Source organism: Pseudomonas sp. RIT288 (assembly GCF_000631985.1).
Lineage (GTDB): Bacteria > Pseudomonadota > Gammaproteobacteria > Pseudomonadales > Pseudomonadaceae > Aquipseudomonas.
In genome coordinates, this window is record NZ_JFYN01000007.1 from 40,245 (window position 1) to 57,211 (window position 16,967).

A 16,967-nucleotide genomic window follows, 5' to 3' on the forward strand; every position below is an offset into this window, starting at 1 on the left:
GCCTGCGAGGCGTGCGCCCATGCTAGCCATTGCCGACATTTGCCGGATTGTCGAATCCGGCTTCCCGTCGCTTAAGTGCGAATGCACACAAGTGGAGCAGGGGCTGCTGCGGATCAAGGTGTATGAGCCTGAGTCCGGGCGAGTCGAGTTGCTGCTCAATGGTGTGTCGCCGGAACATCTGGTGACGATCCGCGATATTTCCAACTTCATCGGCGAATTGCGCACGGAAATGAGCGCCGGACGCCGGGCATTCGCCGGCTGATCTCTCACAAACGCCGCTGATACGCCTGCACGATGCGCAAGGTCGCGTCGCTGGTGGGCAGATTCTGTACCGAGTCCAGCGGATGCCAGATGCATTCGATGATCTCGTTTTGCGGACGCAACTGCTCAAGGTCGAGCACCGAGGCCTCGTAGACATGGTGCTGGGTGCTGCCGCTGTGCAGTTCCATCAGATACAACATCTGCTCGGCATCCAGTGCCGTTTCTTCCTGCAGCTCGCGCGTCGCCGCCCCGGCTTTGGTTTCCCCAGGCTCGACCTTGCCGCCGGGCAAGGTCCAGCGGCAGTGGGGTTTGCGCACCAGGAGAACGTGTCGATCCTGCTCGCAAATAACGGTTGCGCGTACTTTCATCTGTTACCTGTTTACTGCTTGTCACATAAATGAAATAAAACTGCAATATTCGAGCCGGCCCCCGGTTTAAAGGTTCCACGAGGTGTTTGATCGTTTGCTCGGGTTAAAAGTGCCAGAGCCTTGGCACATCGCGGGCTGCGAGTCAGGTGGGGCAAGGCGGGCTGTACAACGGCGACCGGTTCGCGTCATTGGGTAGCAGAGAGGAAGCGCGAGCCTGACCCGCTGCGTTGTCGGGTTACAGACAACGCTCTGCGCGGGCGCGAGGTCACACCGTCACTTTAAGCAGATGTAACGAAAGAGCCCCGGTGATTGCCGGGGCTCTTGTTGAGGGCAGGTCGCTATCAGTGAACCTTGCTTCGGCTGATGGAGCGCGTTTTCACTTCCTTGGCATAGGATTGCAATCGTTCTTCATCACTTTGCAGCACCTCGCAAGACCTCAGAACCGCTTGGGCATCCGCTTCATTACCGCTCTTGCGCAACTGTTCGGCAATGCGCTTGAGGTCGACTGCCGACCATCTCAGATCCGATGCAACGGCTTGCAGGTCACGCTGAAGTTCGTGTTCGTATTGATTGAGCCGCATGATCACCTCCGGTCATTCTCGGTAAAACAGAGTAGCCGCATTTTTCATCGTCGATGTGCAGCTCGTCTGTCACCAGGTGAATGGATGTAAATATTTGTCCAAATGCCCTTGTAGCGAGGTGTCGGGATGGATGTATAACCGGTTACACGTTACATTCGCGTTTTTTCAGATCAGGGAAACACCATGCGGATATGGATCGGGAGTTTGGCGTTGGCATTGCTGGCAGGTTGCTCATTGCCAGCATCGCTGGTGCCGGGCGAGCCAAATCTCAGCAAAACCACCACCAAGGCGCCTAAAGACTATGCCGCGTGCTTGTTGCCGTTGTGGCAGCAAGACGTTCCGAAGACCACGCAGACATCCATTTCCAACGGCTACCGGATCAAGGCACCGAGCCTCGTTACCGCCGACGAGATTCTCGACATCATCAAATACAAGGACGGCAGCCGCGTTTCCCTGTATCAGGGACCGCCATGGGCCAAGTCCGGGTCGTTGCGCAAATCGGTACGTGACTGCCTGTAGAGCACGGCCTCAGCCGCAAAAGCCCGCGGCCAAAAAAAGCAGAAACCGGATCAACGGTTTCTGCTTTTTTTTGCTTTGCGAAATGCGCTGTGACAGATCGACACGAGGCGTATTCCAGTGTGCGCTAGGCTTTTGAGTGCCGCCCGGTAACCGGAGGGGCATGCCTTTCAAGGAGCCACGGATCATGGATGATCTGGTCAAAGAAGTTGTTCCGCTGTTGCAGTATCTGATTCCCGGATTTGTCTCGACCTGGATTTTTTACACGCTCACCGCGTTCAAACGGCCTGATACGTTTGGGCAGATTGTGCAGGCGTTGATCTTTACGTTTGTGATTCATGGGGCTGTATTGGGGATAGGTGCAATCTGTCTATGGGTGGGGACGAAGGGATTTTCTGTAGGAATATGGGATGGCAAGGCGCAGACAATATGGGCGTTCTTTGTGTCAGTGACGCTCGGATTTCTTTCCTGCAATCTCGCTTCAAATGACAAGTTGCATGCTTGGTTACGGTTTCGAAATGTAACCAGAAAAACGTCATTTCCCAGCCAGTGGTACAGCACCTTTGCACGCCACGATCGGCTCATTACGCTGCATTTGAACGACGAAAGGCGCCTGTTTGGCTGGCCTTGTGAATGGCCTGCCGAACCTGCGAATGGACAGTTTGTGATGCAGAGCCCGAAATGGTTGGGTGACGATGGCGTTGCCCAGCCTTTTGACGCCGACCTGTTGGTGATAGATTCGTCGAAAGTTCAGTGGGTTGAATTCACCACCATAAAAGAGAGCCAGCCATGACCGCCGAAGCACCGAGACCCATGCCGCCAGATGTGGCACGCTACCTTGGCTCGAACGACAGGAACTCGCCGCAAACTGCCCGTGGTCCTAGCGCTCCACCACCTCCCAAGCGGTGAACGTTGCTCGGGCGAGACGATCTGTCATAACGATCGTACCAACCAGTCCCTGAACGCTTTCAGTGATGGCAACGCCTCATTACGCGGCGGATACACCAGGTAATAGCTGCGCCGGCTGGTGATCGGCTCCCCCAGTTGCAGCAGCTCGCCGTTAAGCAATTCATCCTCCACCAGAATCCGCGGCACCAGCCCCACGCCAATATTCGCCCGCACCGCCTGAATCAGGTGCGAGGTCATTTCAAAGCTCGGGCCGATGCGCATGCTGCGGTGTGGCAAACCATGATGCGTGAACCATTCCGCCCAGGCCTGGGCATTGCTGCTGACATTGAGCAGTAACTGTCCGGCGATGTGCTGTTCGGCTTCGTCGCGTTCGGCCAATGACAACTGCGCACTGGCAATCACCACCAGCTCTTCAGTGTGCAGGGGCAGGGCGCTCAGCCCTGGCCAGTCTCCCGCACCGACACAGATCGCCGCATCGATTTCGCTGGTGTCGAAGTCGATCGCTTCGATGCGCGAATGCAAGTGCACGGTCATGCCGGGGTGTGCGGTGTAGAAGTCCTTGAGTCGCGGCAGCAGCCATTTAGAACCGAAGGTCGGCAGCGTCGCCAGACGCAAACTGTGAATGCCCGAACCGAACGCCATGGCCTGCAACGTCGCGCTGCGGATCTGCCCGAGGGCTTCGGCCAGTTCGCGCTGATACATGCGCCCGACATCGGTCAGCACCACTTGCCGGCCTTCGCGGCTGAATAGACGCATGCCGAGCATCTTTTCCAGAATCTGCACCTGACGGCTGACCGCGCTTTGTGTCAGCGACAGTTCGTGGGCGGCGCGGGTGTAGCTTTCATGGCGTGCGGCGGCCTCGAAGGCCAGCAACAGCGACATGGAAGGGGTGAGGGTTCGCGGATTCATTCGTTTTAGTCATGGATTGCGGGTCGATTTTACGTTTGTCCCGACGGCGCCAAGCAATGAACATAAGCACCATGAGATGGCGGGAGCGTGACGCAATCATTCATTGCGCACAACTGTTCACCGCCACACGGCCCGATTTTGACCGAGATTTCCTCACCGATGATTGCCCAGCTGTCGCCCGCCACCGCATTGACCGCCGATTACCAGCAGTTCCTCAAAGCCCTGAAAGCCAGTGGGTTTCGTGGCGAGATCAGTGCCGATTACGCCAGTCGGGTGGTGCTCGCCACCGACAACTCGATCTATCAGCGTCTGCCGCAAGCAGCGGTGTTTCCAATGGATGCGGAGGATGTGGCGCGGGTCGCACGGCTGATCGCCGAGCCGGCTTATCAGCAAGTGGTGATCACTCCACGTGGCGGCGGCACCGGCACCAACGGCCAGTCGCTGTCCGACGGCATCGTCGTCGACCTGTCGCGGCACATGAACCGCATTCTGGAAATCAACGTCGAGCAGCGCTGGGTGCGGGTGCAGGCCGGGGTAGTGAAGGATCAGCTCAACGCCGCACTGAAATCCGCCGGGCTGTTTTTCGCCCCGGAACTGTCGACCTCCAACCGCGCCACCGTCGGCGGCATGATCAACACCGACGCCAGCGGTCAGGGCAGTTGCACCTACGGCAAGACCCGCGACCACGTGCTCGAACTCGACATGGTCCTGCGCGGCGGCGAACGCCTGCACGGCGCAGCACTGGCGGAAGAAGATCTGACAGCGCTGTGTGCCCGTGAAGATCGGGTGGGTGAAGTCTATCGCTGTGCGCGGCAGATCATTGATGAGCAGGGCGAGTTGATCAAACAACGGTTCCCTGACCTCAACCGCTGCCTGACCGGCTACGACCTGGCGCACCTGCGCGAGGCGGACAATCGTTTCAACCTCAACAGCGTGCTCTGCGGCGCGGAAGGCTCGCTGGGGTTTGTGGTGGAGGCGAAGCTAAACGTGCTGCCGATCCCCAAGCATACGATGCTGGTGAACATTCGCTACGCCGGGTTCATGGATGCGTTGCGTGATGCCCGGGCGCTGATGGCGCTCAAGCCACTGTCGATTGAAACCGTGGATTCCAAGGTGTTGTTGCTGGCGATGCAGGACATCGTCTGGCACGGCGTCGCCGAGTACTTCCCGGAAAGCGCCGCGCGCCCGACACTGGGGATCAACCTGGTGGAGTTCTGCGGTGACGATCCTGAAGATCTGCAACGCCGGGTCCAGGCCTTCCTCGAACACTTGAGCAGCGACACCACCGTCGAACGCCTTGGTCATACGCTGGCGGTCGGCCAAGCGGCGGTGAACAAGGTCTATGGCATGCGCAAACGCGCAGTGGGCCTGCTCGGCAACGTTGCCGGCGAAGCGCGGCCGCAGCCGTTTGTCGAAGACACCGCGGTGCCGCCGCAGCACCTGGCCGAGTACATCGCCGAACTGCGCGAACTGCTCGACAGCCACGGTTTGCAGTACGGCATGTTCGGCCACGTCGATGCCGGCGTGTTGCACGTACGGCCGATTCTCGACATGAAGGATCCGCAGCAAGCGGCGCTGGTGCGTCCGGTGTCTGACGGTGTTGCCGCGCTGACCCAGCGCTACGGCGGTCTGTTATGGGGCGAACATGGCAAAGGCCTGCGCTCGGAATACGCGCCGGCATTTTTCGGTGAGCTGTACCCGGCGTTGCAAGCGCTGAAAGCTGCGTTCGACCCGTTCAATCAGTTCAACCCGGGCAAGATCGCCACTCCGGCCAATACCGATGCGCAACTGTTGAAGATCGACGAAGTGACCCTGCGTGGCGAACTTGATCGGCAGATCGACGAAAAGGTCTGGCAAAGCTACGGCGCGGCCCTGCATTGCAACGGCAACGGCGCCTGCTACAACTTCGATCCCGACGACGCCATGTGCCCGTCGTGGAAGGCCACCCGTGAGCGTGCGCAATCGCCCAAGGGCCGCGCCTCGTTGATCCGCGAATGGCTGCGGTTGCAGGGCGAGGCGGGGGTGGATGTGCTGTCCGATGCGATCCGTCGTCCGGCGTTTTCCCGCAACCTGTGGACGCGCTGGCGCAACAGCCGTGGGCAGAGCGCGGATTTTTCCCATGAGGTGTATGACGCCATGGCCGGTTGCCTGGCGTGCAAGTCCTGCGCGGGGCAGTGCCCGGTCAAGGTCAACGTGCCGGAATTCCGTTCGCGGTTTCTGGAGCTGTATCACAGCCGTTATCTGCGCCCGGCGCGGGATTATCTGATTGCTTCGCTGGAGTACAGCATTCCGTACATGGCGCGGATTCCGGCGCTGTACAACGGTTTGATGGGCGCAACATTTGTGCGCAAACAGTTGGAGCGTCTCGGTGGCATGGTCGATGTGCCGTTGCTCAGCCGCTTCGATTTCCACGCCGCGATGCGCCGCTGGAAGGTGCAGCCAGCAACGGTCACCAATCTGTCGGCGCTGACCCCGGCCCAGCGCGAGCGTAGCGTGGTGCTGGTGCAGGATGCCTTCACTCGTTACTTCGAAGCGCCGCTGCTGGCGGATCTGCTGGAGCTGATTTCGCGACTGGGCTATCAGGTGTATCTGGCGCCATTCAGTGCCAACGGCAAGCCGCTGCATGTGCAGGGCTTCCTCTCGGCGTTCAATCGCGCGGCATTGCACAATGCCCGGCAACTGCGCGAGCTGGCGGACGTTGGCGTACCGCTGCTGGGGCTGGATCCGGCGATGACGCTGGTCTATCGCCAGGAATACCTGAAAGTGCCCGGCATGGATCACTGCCCGGAAGTCGCGCTGGTGCAGGAATGGTTGCTCAAGGTGATGCCGGAGCAAGCCGCTGCCGACGCGCCACAGTCATTCCGCCTTCTGGCGCATTGCACCGAGAAAACCAACGCGCCGGCCGCCACCCGCCAGTGGGAGCAAGTGTTCGAACGGGCCGGGTTGAAACTGGCGACGCAGGCCACCGGTTGCTGCGGCATGTCCGGCACCTACGGCCATGAGGCGCGCAACCGCGAAACCTCGGCGGCGATCTACGAGCAATCGTGGGCGCGGCAAGTCGAGGCACCGGCGGAGCAGGGCGAAGCACTGGCCACCGGTTATTCGTGCCGCAGTCAGGTCAAGCGCCAGTCGGATCGGGCGCTGCGCCATCCGTTGCAGGTGCTGCTTGAGGTGGTACGTCGCTGAGCGGTTCGTCGTCCGGGGCGTTGTCCCAGATCAGCCGTGGGTCGAAACTCATCGCCGAGAGCATGGTGAACACCACCACCATGCCGAAAAACAGGATGCCCGGGCGTGGTTCGATATCGCCCAGCGCCTGGAACTTCACCAGCGCCGCGACCAGTGCGACCACCAGCACGTCGAGCATCGACCAGTAGCCGATCAGCTCGACGAAACGGAACAGCTTCGAACGCTCACGGCGCGCCCAGTCGCTGCCCCGCTGCACGGTGATCAGCAGCAGCGACAGGGCGACGAATTTGATCCCCGGCACCGCGATGCTGGCGATGAAAATGATCAGCGCGATGTCCCACGCGCCGCCCTCCCAGAACTCCAGCACGCCGCTCATGATCGTGCTGTCGGCACCGTTGCCGAGCATCACCGTGTTCATCACCGGCAGCAGATTGGCCGGCACGTAAAACGCCAGCGCGGCGAACAGATAGGCCCAGGTGCGCGTCAGGGAATTGGTCTTGCGCCGATGCAGCGGCGCGTCGCAGCGCGGGCATTCGTGTGGCTCGTCGGTCATGTCACAGGCCAGCCCGCAGCTATGACACAGGCACAGATTCAGTTCGCTGGCGGTCGCGGGTCGCTTCATGGAATGTCCCACAGATCACGAATGTCGCGGCCGGCAATGCGGATCATCATCAGGCTCAGCACCGCCAGGGCAAACAGGCCGATACCGGGCAGCACATCGAGCAGCCCGGCCAGTTTGAACACTGCGACCATCGCCCCCAGCAGACACACTTCGAGCATGCTCCACGGACGCAGGGTTTCCAGCCAGCGCATGCACAGCTTGAAGCCCGGCGCCCGGCGCGATGACAGGGCGAAACTCAGCACCCAGATCAACAGCACCAGTTGAAACGCCGGGGCGATGATGATCGAAATCGCCGCGACCATCGCCATGAAGGTGATCGGCCCCTGACTCAGCGCCAGCACCGAATCCCACAGCGTCGCGCTGTTCTTCAAACCCTTCATGCTGATACTCATCACCGGGTAGAAATTGGCGAACAGCCACAGCATGGCGGCGGTGAAACTCAAGGCCAGCCGCTGCTCAACGGTCAAGCCGTTGTAGCGCTGCAGCACGCCGCCGCACCGCACGCAGAAGGTTTTCTGGTGTTTGCCGAGCACGACTTTTTCGTACACGCAATCGCAGTGCTCGCAGATGATCAGGTGTTCGGATGAGGTCATGGGCAACGCTCGACAGCAGGCGCAAAGGGCAAGGGGCGCCTGATCACTATAGAAGCCTGCCGTGATTGGGCAAATGTCGTTTGGCTTGGGAATCGACTTTTTATGTTATAGAGTAACGCCAATTTTTGGCGGGACGTGCAGTTGCGACCCCGATTTATTGACTCGATGGCGAAATGTCCATGACGATTACGTGTGCCCGTTCCAACCCGCCGCCGACCGGCCGCCTGCTGTCCATTGATGCGTTAAGAGGTCTGGTGATCCTGTTCATGTTGCTGGATCACGTGCGCGAGACGTTTCTGCTGCACCGTCAGGTGTCCGACCCGATGGACATCGCCAACACCGAGCCGGCGTTGTTTTTCAGTCGCACCCTGGCGCACCTGTGCGCACCGGTGTTCGTGTTGCTGACGGGATTGTCCGCGTGGCTGTTTGGCGAGAAGTACGCGGGCAAGGCCGATGTCAGTGCCTTCCTGTTCAAGCGTGGACTGTTTCTGGTGGTGCTGGAATTCACCTTGGTCAACTTTGCGTGGACGTTTCAGTTGCCGCCGAGCGTGATCTATCTGCAGGTGATCTGGGCGATTGGCTTGAGCATGATCGCCTTGTCGCTGCTGGTCTGGTTGCCGCGCTGGCTGCTGCTGACGCTGAGCCTGGCGATCATTGCCGGGCATAACCTGCTGGACGGGCTGCATTTTGCGCCGGAGTCGGCACTGCATGTGCCATGGGCGATCCTGCATGATCGGGGCTGGATCGACGTCGGTGACAGTCTGCGTTTGCGCACTTCGTATCCGCTGTTGCCGTGGATCGGCGTGATCGGTCTGGGTTATGCGCTGGGCCCGTGGTTTGCCCGCGCGGCCGATGCCGGTAGCCGTCAGCAGAGCCTTTTGCTGGGCGGTGTTGCCGGACTGCTGGGCTTCGTCGGGCTGCGACTGCTCAACGCTTATGGCGAAAAACCTTGGGCGGTTGAAGACACGACCGTGCAAACGCTGATGGCGTTTTTCAACATCACCAAGTACCCGCCGTCGCTGCTGTTCATCACCCTGACGGTGAGCATCGGATTGCTGTTGTTGCTGGTGTTCGAACGGCTGCAGACGCGCCGCTGGATTCGCTGGTTGACGGTCTTCGGTTCGGCGCCGATGTTCTTTTATCTGCTGCACCTGTACGTGCTGAAGGTGCTGTATCTGATTGCCGTGGCGCTGTTCGGTCTTAACCACGGTAGCTATTTCGGCTTCGATTCAGTAGCGGCAATCTGGCTGGTGTCGCTGCTGTTGGCGGTGGCACTGTATCCGGCGGTGCGCTGGTTTTCCGCGCTGAAATCGCGGCGTCGCGACATCGCCTGGCTGAAGTATCTGTAAGCCCTAGTGACCACTGCGCTCGCGCGCGAAGTCGATAAAAGCCTTGAGCGGCGCCGGTACGTGGCGCCGGCTCGGGTAGTACAGATGCAGGCCCGGATAGTAAGGGCACCAGTCGGCCAACAGCTGAATCAGACGCCCCGATGCCAGGTGTTCGCTGACCATGTCATCGAACACATACGCCAATCCCAGGCCTTGCAGTGCAGGGCCGACCATCAAGCTGACGTCGCCCAGGGTCAGCGGGCCGTTGACCTCGATTTCCTGGGCAATGCCATCGCGTTCGAATTCCCAGCGATACAGTGTGCCACTGGGGTAACGGTGGCGCAGGCAGGGCAAATCGTGCAGATCTTCGGGTTTTTGCGGCGCAGGATGGCGTTCAAGGAATGCCGGCGAAGCGACCACCACCGAACGCATCGCCGGGCCAATCGGCAGCGAGACCATGTCGGCCTCCAATCGATCGCCAAAGCGCACGCCTGCATCAAATCCGCCAGCGACGATATCCAGCAATGCTTCGCTTTCGACCACCTCCATGCGAATGTCCGGATACGTCTGCAAGAACTCGCTGGCAATCGGCAGCAATACCAGTTCGCACGCCTGGCGTCCGCAGGTGATACGCAGGTTGCCGGTGGGTTTGTCGCGAAAATGGTTGAGGTCTTCCAGTGCGTCGTCAATGTCGCGGAACGCCGGTTTCAGGCGCGCGTACAGGCGCTCACCGGCCTCGGTCAACGCCACGCTGCGGGTGGTGCGATTGAACAGGCGTACACCGAGGCGATTCTCCAAAGCCTTTACCGAATGGCTCAGGGCTGAGGGCGTGAGGCCAAGTTCGACGGCGGCCTTGCTGAAATTCAGGTGCTGCGCCGTACAGAGAAATACTGAAAGATCTGCTGCTGAGGGTGATTTCATCTGTGAATACCTTTCACAAAGTCATGCAAAATTGCTGGGATTATCACATCAGTAGCACGCCTTTAAAGTCCCAGCCTCGCAATTTCTTTAAAGGATGAATTCATGACAACTGTCGCTCAGCAGCAAGGCGCGCGTGACAAGCTGCTGATCCTCGCGGCCGTGTGCCTGTCGGCACTGGTACTGCCCTTGAGTTTTACCGGTGGCGCGGTGGCGACGCCCGCCATTGGCCGTGATCTGGGCGGCAGTCCCGTTGCCCTGACCTGGATCACCAACGCGTTCATGTTGTCGTTCGGCAGTTTGCTGATGGCGGCGGGCGCGTTGGCCGATGTCTATGGGCGTAAACGCCTGTTCAGCTTCGGCATGTTGCTGTTCACCGCTGCATCGATTGCGCAGAGCCTGGCACCGTCGGTGTACTGGCTGGATGGGTTGCGTGCAGTGCAGGGCGTGGCCGGTGCTGCGGCGTTGGCCAGCGGTTCAGCGTCGTTGGCGCAGGAATTCGAAGGCCATGCGCGGACCCGTGCATACAGCGTACTCGGCACCACATTCGGCATTGGTCTGGCTTTTGGGCCGTTGCTGGCCGGCGCGTTGATCGAGGCGTTCAACTGGCGGGCGATTTTCCTCTTCACCGCGCTGATCGGCGTGCTCGCCATGATCTTCGGCCTGCCCCGCATGCACGAAAGTCGCAACCCGGATGCCACGGGGCTGGATTGGCCGGGCACGATCACCTTCAGTGCGATGCTGGCGCTGTTCACCTTCGGCGTGATTCAGGCGCCGGAAAGCGGTTGGGGCAGCCCGCTGGTGGTCGGTCTGCTGGGCGCTTCGGCATTGTTGCTGGGGTTGTTCGTGATGATCGAAAGGCGCGTCAAACATCCGATGCTCGATCTGTCCCTGTTCCGTTTTCCACGCTTCATCGGCGTCCAGATGCTGCCGATCGGCACCTGTTTTTGCTACATCGTGCTGGTGGTGATGTTGCCATTGCGCTTTATCGGCGTGGAAGGCTTGAGCGAAATTGACGCCGGCCTGCTGTTACTGGCGCTGTCGGCACCCATGCTGGTGGTGCCGATGCTGGCGGCGTCGCTGACCCGGTTTGTCTCGGCGGGGATCTTGTCGGGGGTCGGTTTTCTGATCGCTGCATTGGGCTTGCACGAGTTGAGCCTGTACAACGTCGGCGAGCCAAAATCCGCCTTGGTCATTGCGATGCTGTTGATCGGGATTGGCGCCGGTTTGCCGTGGGGCTTGATGGATGGCCTGTCGGTCAGCGTCGTGCCGAAGGAGCGCGCGGGGATGGCGGCGGGAATCTTCAATACCGTGCGAGTGGCGGGTGAGGGCATTGCGCTGGCGGTGGTGGCCGCCGTGCTGACTTCGCTGCTGCATACCGATCTGACGGGTGCAGTGGCAGGCAGTGTCGATGCGGCGTTGATTGCCGAGACCGCGCACCGGGTCACCACGGGGGACATGGCGCATGCGCTCGACACGCTTCCTGGGTTGGCCAAAGAGCGTCTGGTGCAGGGTTATGCCTCGGCGTTTCAGTACCTGCTGCATATCCTTACGCTGATTACCCTGGCCTCGGCGGCGGTGGTGCTCGGGCTGTTGAGCAAAGAGCGCAAGATCACCGAAACGCAACAACAAACGACGTAAAACCCTGTAGGAGCTGTCGAGTAAAACGAGGCTGCGATCTTTTGATCCTGATCTGAAAAATCAAAAGATCGCAGCGTGCCGCAGCTCCTACAGGGACGATGTTGTCCCAGGTTATTTACGATCCAGCCACACCGTTTGCGCATTGCAGCACTCACGCACGCCGAAGTGCGACAACTCGCGGCATAACACTCTGTAGGAGCTGTCGAGTGAAACGAGGCTGCGATCTTTTGATCCTGATCTTCAAAAATCAAAAGATCGCAGCGTGCCCAGCTCCTACAGGGACGATGTTGTCCCGGGTTATTTGCGATCCAGCCACACCGTTTGCGCATTGCAGAACTCACGTACGCCGAAGTGCGACAACTCGCGACCGAAACCGCTTTTCTTCACACCGCCGAAGGTCACACGCGGATCGCTGGCGGAGTAGCCGTTGATGAATACGCCACCGGTGTCCAGTTCGCTGGTCAGTTGCTGGGCCAGTGCGACGTTGGCGGTGTAGATCGTCGCGGTCAGGCCGAAGTCGCTGTCGTTGGCCAGGGCCACGGCGTGGGCGCAATCGCGGGCGGTGATGATCGACGCCACCGGGCCGAACAGTTCCTGTTTGAACGAGGTCATGCGGTCGGTGACATCGGCCAGCACGGTCGGCTCGTAGTAGTTGCCCTGGCCTTCGGTCTTGCCACCGCCGAGCAGCAGGGTGGCGCCTTCTTCGAGGGTGTCACGCACTTGCTGATCGAGTTCGTCCCGCAGGTCGAAACGTGCCATCGGGCCGATGTAGGTGTCGGCGGACAGCGGATCACCGACTTTCAACTTGCGCGTGGCCTCGACGAATTTGCGGGTAAATTCCTCGACCACACCTTCTTCGATGATCAGGCGCTTGGCCGCGGCGCAAACCTGGCCGGAGTTCTGGTAGCGGCCAATGACGGCAGCCTGCACGGCTTCGTCGAGATCAGCATCATTAAGCACGATGAACGGGTCGGAACCGCCCAACTCCAGCACGCATTTCTTCAGCGCCGCACCGGCATGAGCACCGATGGCCATACCGGCACGGACGCTGCCGGTCAGGGTCACGGCGGCAATGCGCGGGTCGGCGATGGCAGTCGAAACGCCTTCCGGGGTGACGTTGATCACTTCAAACACGCCGTCAGCAAAACCGGCGCGTTTAAAGGCGTCGCGCAGCAGGTAGGCGCTGCCCATCACGTTTGGCGCATGTTTGAGCACGTAAGTGTTGCCGGCGATCAGCGCTGGAACGGCACCGCGCAGCACTTGCCAGATCGGGAAGTTCCACGGCATCACCGCGAGAATCGGGCCGAGTGGTCGGTACTCGATGCGGGCCTTGCCGCCTTCTACCTGAGTCGGTTCGGCGTCGAGCATGGCCGGGCCGTTTTCGGCGTACCACTCGCAGAGCCTGGCGCATTTCTCGATTTCGCCACGGGCCTGGGCGATCGGCTTGCCCATTTCCAGAGTGATCATGGTCGCCATGGCTTCGGCGGTTTCGCGCAGGGCGCCGGCGAGGGCGGTCAGGGCGCGGGAGCGATCCTGCAGCGGCTTGCGTTTCCATTTCGAGAAACCGAATGCGGCGCGGGTCAGCGCGGCGTCGAGGGCTTCGGCGGATTCAAAGGCGTAGTGACCGATCTGTTCGCCGGTGGCGGGGTTGATCGAGATGGCTTGGGTCTGGCTGGAAATCTGGCTCATGGCTGGCTCCTGCGAGTTCAGTGGATGGGCCTAGAGTAGGGTGGCGTTTGTTTTCTGGAAACTGAATAATAAAGATCGTTTCTTTCACGATTGGAGAATGACTGTGGATCTGGTGCAGCTGGAAATCTTCAAAGCCGTCGCCGAGCACGGCAGCATCAGCGCTGCCGCAGCGCAGATTCATCGCGTGCCATCGAACCTGACCACGCGGATCAAGCAATTGGAGCAGGACTTGGGCGTCGACCTGTTCATTCGCGAGAAAAGCCGTCTGCGTCTGTCACCGGCTGGCTGGAGTTTTCTCGAATACGCGCGGCGCATTCTCGATCTGGTGCAGGAAGCGCGGGCCACCGTCGCGGGAGAAGAGCCGCAGGGCGCGTTTCCCCTCGGCTCACTGGAAAGCACGGCGGCGGTGCGAATTCCCGAACTGCTGGCGGCGTACAACCAGTTGCATCCCAAGGTCGATCTGGACCTGTCGACCGGCCCGTCCGGAACGATGATCGACGGGGTACTTTCCGGGCGCTTGGCGGCGGCGTTCGTCGATGGCCCGGTGCTGCACCCGGCGCTGGAAGGCGTGCCGGCGTTCGAGGAAGAAATGGTCATCATCGCGCCGCTCAATCATGCCCCGGTGCAGCGCGCGGCGGATGTGAACGGCGAGAACATCTACGCGTTCCGCTCCAACTGCTCCTATCGTCATCACTTCGAAAAATGGTTCAGCACCGACGCCGCCGTGCCCGGCAAGATTTTCGAAATGGAGTCGTATCACGGCATGCTCGCCTGCGTCAGCGCCGGGGCCGGGCTGGCGCTGATGCCACGCAAAATGCTGCAGAGCATGCCCGGCAGCGCCACGGTCAGCGTCTGGCCGCTGGCGGCGGATTTTCGCTATCTGACGACGTGGCTGGTGTGGCGCCGGGGCACGGTGTCGCGCAGCTTGAGCATGTTCGTGCGTCTGCTGGAGGAACGCGGGGTGGTGCGTGCAGAAGAGTAGCGGTGTCGACGACGTCACTCATGCTTCAACGCCGCAACGGTCATGCTTCACGGCGTACCGTTTCTGCCATAGAGACGGAAGCCTTCGCGTTGACTCAGATGCTCGTAATACGCCCGGACAGCGGGATAGTCCGGATGCGCGAGCGGCGTTTCGAACCAGCGATTGACCGACAGCCCGATGGGGATATCGGCAAGGGAAAACTGCTCGCCACTGACGTAGGCGCCAGTCTTCTGCAACTGTTGATCGAGGATGCCCATGGTCTGCGACCACTGTTCGACGCCGTTGGCCAACGCGTCGCGGTCCTGGTAATCCGGTGACTTGCGTACCAGCGACATGAACGCATACGACCACGAACGGTTCAGCTCCGACGCCTGCCAGTCGATCCACTGATCGACCCGCGCGCGGGTTCGCGGCTCGGCGGGATAGAGGTCTGCGCCGCCATAGGTGCCCGCCAGATACCGAATGATCGTGTTCGATTCCCACAACGTGAAATCGCCGTCCTGAATCACCGGCACCATCGCGCAGGGGTTGAGGACGAGGAACTCCGGGGTGTCGGTGGGTTTGAAGCCCGAGCCCCAATCTTCTCGCTCGAACGGGATCTGCAGTTCAGCGCAGGTCCACAGCACTTTGCGCACGTTGATCGATGAGGCCTTGCCCAGAATTCGCAGCATGAGTTTTCCCTTTCTCGCGGGTACCTGGAGAACCTCGACAAATACCACACCACAACGCAGAAGGCCCGCGCATGGCGGGCCTTCTTTTTACATTGAATCAAACTCAGAGACTGCCCACCAGTTTCCCGCTCATCATCCGCCGCCGATAGGCGCTGTCACGACTGGCCAGCCAGAAGTACAGCGGCGACGTCACCAGCAGCCCGACCAGCCACGACAGGTCGGCGCCGTTGATGTGCGCCGACACCGGGCCGACGTACAGTGGCGTGTTCATGAACGGGATCTGCACCGCAATGCCGATCGCGTAGGCCAGCAGGGCTTGCGGGTTGTAGCGTCCGTAGATGCCGCCATCGACCTGGAAGATCGACTGGATGTCGTACTTGCCCTTGTGGATGGCGTAGAAGTCGATGAGGTTGATCGCGGTCCACGGCACCAGGACCACCAGCAGCACCAGCACCATGTCGACGAAGTGACCGATGAAGTCCTTCGAGGCGCCGACAGCGGCGAAGCAGCAGGCCAGCAGCACGATGATCGAGATCACCGCACGGCTTTTGGCGGTCGGGATCCAGCGGTAGGCGAAGGTCTGCACCAGGGTGATCAGCGACAGCACCGCGCCATACAGGTTGAGGGCGTTGTGGCTGATCACGCTGAGCAGGAACAGCACCAGCATCAGCGGCCCGATCGAGCCGGTGGCGAGTTTGACCGCATCCATGGTGTCCATGCCCACGGGTGTCGCGAGGACGGCGACGGCACCGAAAATGAACGCCAGACTCGAGCCCAGCGCGGAACCCAGATACGTGGTCCAGAACGTCGACGAGACTTTGACGTCGGCCGGCAGGTAACGCGAATAATCGGACACGTATGGGGCAAACGCGATCTGCCATAACGCGGCGAGCGACACAGTGGCGAGCCAGCCGGAGAGGTTGAAGCTGCCGCGTGTGAGGAAGTCATCGGTTTGAATATGGGTGAAGATGTAGCCGAAGCCGACGACGATGCCGATCCCCAGCACCCAGGTGCCGATGCGGTTGAGCACGTGGATGAAGCGGTAGCCGATGATGCCGATGATCCCCGACCCGAGGGCGCCGATGACGATGCCGACCGGCACCGGCACGCTGTCGACCACGCCGTGCAGCGACTTGCCGGCCAGCACGATGTTGGAGGCGAAAAAGCCGATGTACATGACCCCGGCTATCAGCACCACCAGCAGGGCGCCGAGCGAACCGAACTGTGCGCGGCTCTGGATCATCTGCGGAATGCCCATCTGCGGGCCTTGCGCCGAGTGCAGCGCCATCAGCACGCCGCCGACCAGATGCCCGACCAGAATCGCGACGATGCCCCAGACCAGATTCAGGTGAAACAACTGCACGCCCAGCGCGCCGGTGACGATGGGCAACGGCGCGATGTTGCCGCCGAACCACAGCGTGAACAGATCCCTGACCTTTCCGTGGCGATCTTCGGGGGGCACGTATCCTATCGTGTGTTTTTCAATAAGCGGGGCGGACGTTGTTGCAGAGGTGGACATGACGAACTCCAAGGCAAGGATGAGTACGTGGACGTACTTCGGTAAGCGCCGACACGGACGGCGCATTTCTTGTTGAAGCGATCATGTGCAAAGGCCCGGGATAGATAAATTAGTAAGTTTGTTGCTTCAGACCTTAAAAAATATATGCCGCGGGTTGGGGGGCTGTCCGGTATGTTCAGCCGTGATCAACAACAATAACTTTCAGAGGCCAACCCTTTCCTGTGGCGAGGGAGCTTGCTCCCGCTGGGCTGCGCAGCGGCCCCAAAAACGGCGC

General features: G+C 60.5%; 16 protein-coding genes. 7 read left to right on the forward strand and 9 right to left on the reverse strand.

The window, feature by feature from the left end:
* Nucleotides 1-19 precede the first annotated feature (19 nt).
* Nucleotides 20-262 carry a DUF1652 domain-containing protein gene (locus tag BW33_RS08360; protein WP_047598282.1) on the forward strand — a complete coding sequence of 81 codons (243 nt, stop codon included), beginning with the start codon at nucleotides 20-22 and terminating at the stop codon, nucleotides 260-262.
* Nucleotides 263-266: 4 nt separating this feature from the next.
* Here the strand turns inward: BW33_RS08360 and BW33_RS08365 are convergent, their stop codons facing one another.
* Both BW33_RS08365 and BW33_RS08370 read right to left on the reverse strand, forming a co-directional pair.
* The gene (locus tag BW33_RS08365; protein WP_047598283.1) at nucleotides 267-629 is read right to left on the reverse strand and encodes an NUDIX hydrolase; all 363 of its coding nucleotides are present in this window, start codon (nucleotides 627-629) and stop codon (nucleotides 267-269) included.
* 341 nt (nucleotides 630-970) lie between these two features.
* Nucleotides 971-1,210 (reverse strand): hypothetical protein, encoded by a 240-nt coding sequence (locus BW33_RS08370; protein WP_047598284.1) that lies wholly within the window; start codon nucleotides 1,208-1,210, stop codon nucleotides 971-973.
* A gap of 183 nt (nucleotides 1,211-1,393) precedes the next feature.
* On the opposite strand from BW33_RS08370, the gene BW33_RS08375 reads away from it, so the two are divergent.
* Together BW33_RS08375 and BW33_RS08380 are read left to right on the forward strand one after the other, a co-directional pair.
* A complete protein-coding gene (locus BW33_RS08375) occupies nucleotides 1,394-1,729 on the forward strand; it encodes a hypothetical protein (protein WP_047598287.1) in 336 nt (111 codons plus the stop codon).
* 184 nt (nucleotides 1,730-1,913) lie between these two features.
* The gene (locus BW33_RS08380; protein ID WP_047598289.1) at nucleotides 1,914-2,519 is read left to right on the forward strand and encodes a DUF6338 family protein; all 606 of its coding nucleotides are present in this window, start codon (nucleotides 1,914-1,916) and stop codon (nucleotides 2,517-2,519) included.
* A gap of 140 nt (nucleotides 2,520-2,659) precedes the next feature.
* Here BW33_RS08380 and BW33_RS08385 read toward each other — a convergent pair whose 3' ends face one another.
* Nucleotides 2,660-3,544: a LysR substrate-binding domain-containing protein gene (locus tag BW33_RS08385; protein WP_047598292.1), complete on the reverse strand. Its 885-nt coding sequence runs from the start codon at nucleotides 3,542-3,544 to the stop codon at nucleotides 2,660-2,662.
* 159 nt (nucleotides 3,545-3,703) lie between these two features.
* Here BW33_RS08385 and ydiJ point away from each other — a divergent pair, with 159 nt between their 5' ends.
* The gene (ydiJ, locus tag BW33_RS08390) at nucleotides 3,704-6,730 is read left to right on the forward strand and encodes a D-2-hydroxyglutarate dehydrogenase YdiJ (protein WP_047598435.1); all 3,027 of its coding nucleotides are present in this window, start codon (nucleotides 3,704-3,706) and stop codon (nucleotides 6,728-6,730) included.
* Here ydiJ and BW33_RS08395 read toward each other — a convergent pair.
* Entirely contained in the window at nucleotides 6,663-7,352 is a 690-nt protein-coding gene (locus BW33_RS08395) for a paraquat-inducible protein A (protein WP_047598293.1), read from the reverse strand. The genes ydiJ and BW33_RS08395 overlap by 68 nt on opposite strands.
* Nucleotides 7,349-7,945: a paraquat-inducible protein A gene (locus BW33_RS08400; protein WP_047598295.1), complete on the reverse strand. Its 597-nt coding sequence runs from the start codon at nucleotides 7,943-7,945 to the stop codon at nucleotides 7,349-7,351. Before BW33_RS08400 ends, BW33_RS08395 begins: the two co-directional genes overlap by 4 nt.
* 179 nt (nucleotides 7,946-8,124) lie before the next feature.
* Here BW33_RS08400 and BW33_RS08405 point away from each other — a divergent pair, with 179 nt between their 5' ends.
* A complete protein-coding gene (locus BW33_RS08405) occupies nucleotides 8,125-9,294 on the forward strand; it encodes a DUF1624 domain-containing protein (protein ID WP_047598297.1) in 1,170 nt (389 codons plus the stop codon).
* A gap of 3 nt (nucleotides 9,295-9,297) precedes the next feature.
* Here the strand turns inward: BW33_RS08405 and BW33_RS08410 are convergent, their stop codons facing one another.
* A complete protein-coding gene (locus BW33_RS08410) occupies nucleotides 9,298-10,194 on the reverse strand; it encodes a LysR family transcriptional regulator (RefSeq protein ID WP_047598298.1) in 897 nt (298 codons plus the stop codon).
* A 102-nt stretch (nucleotides 10,195-10,296) separates the two neighbouring features.
* On the opposite strand from BW33_RS08410, the gene BW33_RS08415 reads away from it, so the two are divergent.
* A complete protein-coding gene (locus BW33_RS08415) occupies nucleotides 10,297-11,832 on the forward strand; it encodes an MFS transporter (RefSeq protein ID WP_047598300.1) in 1,536 nt (511 codons plus the stop codon).
* A gap of 297 nt (nucleotides 11,833-12,129) precedes the next feature.
* Here BW33_RS08415 and BW33_RS08420 read toward each other — a convergent pair whose 3' ends face one another.
* Nucleotides 12,130-13,521, reverse strand: a complete 1,392-nt coding sequence (locus BW33_RS08420; RefSeq protein WP_047598301.1) for an aldehyde dehydrogenase family protein — start codon at nucleotides 13,519-13,521, stop codon at nucleotides 12,130-12,132.
* Nucleotides 13,522-13,624: 103 nt separating this feature from the next.
* On the opposite strand from BW33_RS08420, the gene ptrR reads away from it, so the two are divergent.
* Nucleotides 13,625-14,503, forward strand: coding sequence for a putrescine utilization regulator PtrR (gene ptrR / locus BW33_RS08425; protein ID WP_047598437.1), 879 nt, complete (start codon nucleotides 13,625-13,627; stop codon nucleotides 14,501-14,503).
* A 47-nt stretch (nucleotides 14,504-14,550) separates the two neighbouring features.
* Here the strand turns inward: ptrR and BW33_RS08430 are convergent, their stop codons facing one another.
* On the reverse strand, nucleotides 14,551-15,174 hold the full coding sequence (locus BW33_RS08430; protein WP_047598302.1) for a glutathione S-transferase family protein: 624 nt from the start codon (nucleotides 15,172-15,174) through the stop codon (nucleotides 14,551-14,553).
* A gap of 103 nt (nucleotides 15,175-15,277) precedes the next feature.
* A complete protein-coding gene (locus BW33_RS08435) occupies nucleotides 15,278-16,693 on the reverse strand; it encodes a purine-cytosine permease family protein (RefSeq protein ID WP_047598304.1) in 1,416 nt (471 codons plus the stop codon).
* Nucleotides 16,694-16,967: the final 274 nt, after the last annotated feature.

Coding starts and splice junctions, on each gene's coding strand:
- BW33_RS08360 (WP_047598282.1), top strand. CDS start 20: ATGCTAGCCATTGCCGACATTTGCCGGATTGTCGAATCCGGCTTCCCG.
- BW33_RS08365 (WP_047598283.1), bottom strand. CDS start 629: ATGAAAGTACGCGCAACCGTTATTTGCGAGCAGGATCGACACGTTCTC.
- BW33_RS08370 (WP_047598284.1), bottom strand. CDS start 1,210: ATGCGGCTCAATCAATACGAACACGAACTTCAGCGTGACCTGCAAGCC.
- BW33_RS08375 (WP_047598287.1), top strand. CDS start 1,394: ATGCGGATATGGATCGGGAGTTTGGCGTTGGCATTGCTGGCAGGTTGC.
- BW33_RS08380 (WP_047598289.1), top strand. CDS start 1,914: ATGGATGATCTGGTCAAAGAAGTTGTTCCGCTGTTGCAGTATCTGATT.
- BW33_RS08385 (WP_047598292.1), bottom strand. CDS start 3,544: ATGAATCCGCGAACCCTCACCCCTTCCATGTCGCTGTTGCTGGCCTTC.
- ydiJ (WP_047598435.1), top strand. CDS start 3,704: ATGATTGCCCAGCTGTCGCCCGCCACCGCATTGACCGCCGATTACCAG.
- BW33_RS08395 (WP_047598293.1), bottom strand. CDS start 7,352: ATGAAGCGACCCGCGACCGCCAGCGAACTGAATCTGTGCCTGTGTCAT.
- BW33_RS08400 (WP_047598295.1), bottom strand. CDS start 7,945: ATGACCTCATCCGAACACCTGATCATCTGCGAGCACTGCGATTGCGTG.
- BW33_RS08405 (WP_047598297.1), top strand. CDS start 8,125: ATGACGATTACGTGTGCCCGTTCCAACCCGCCGCCGACCGGCCGCCTG.
- BW33_RS08410 (WP_047598298.1), bottom strand. CDS start 10,194: ATGAAATCACCCTCAGCAGCAGATCTTTCAGTATTTCTCTGTACGGCG.
- BW33_RS08415 (WP_047598300.1), top strand. CDS start 10,297: ATGACAACTGTCGCTCAGCAGCAAGGCGCGCGTGACAAGCTGCTGATC.
- BW33_RS08420 (WP_047598301.1), bottom strand. CDS start 13,521: ATGAGCCAGATTTCCAGCCAGACCCAAGCCATCTCGATCAACCCCGCC.
- BW33_RS08430 (WP_047598302.1), bottom strand. CDS start 15,174: ATGCTGCGAATTCTGGGCAAGGCCTCATCGATCAACGTGCGCAAAGTG.
- BW33_RS08435 (WP_047598304.1), bottom strand. CDS start 16,693: ATGTCCACCTCTGCAACAACGTCCGCCCCGCTTATTGAAAAACACACG.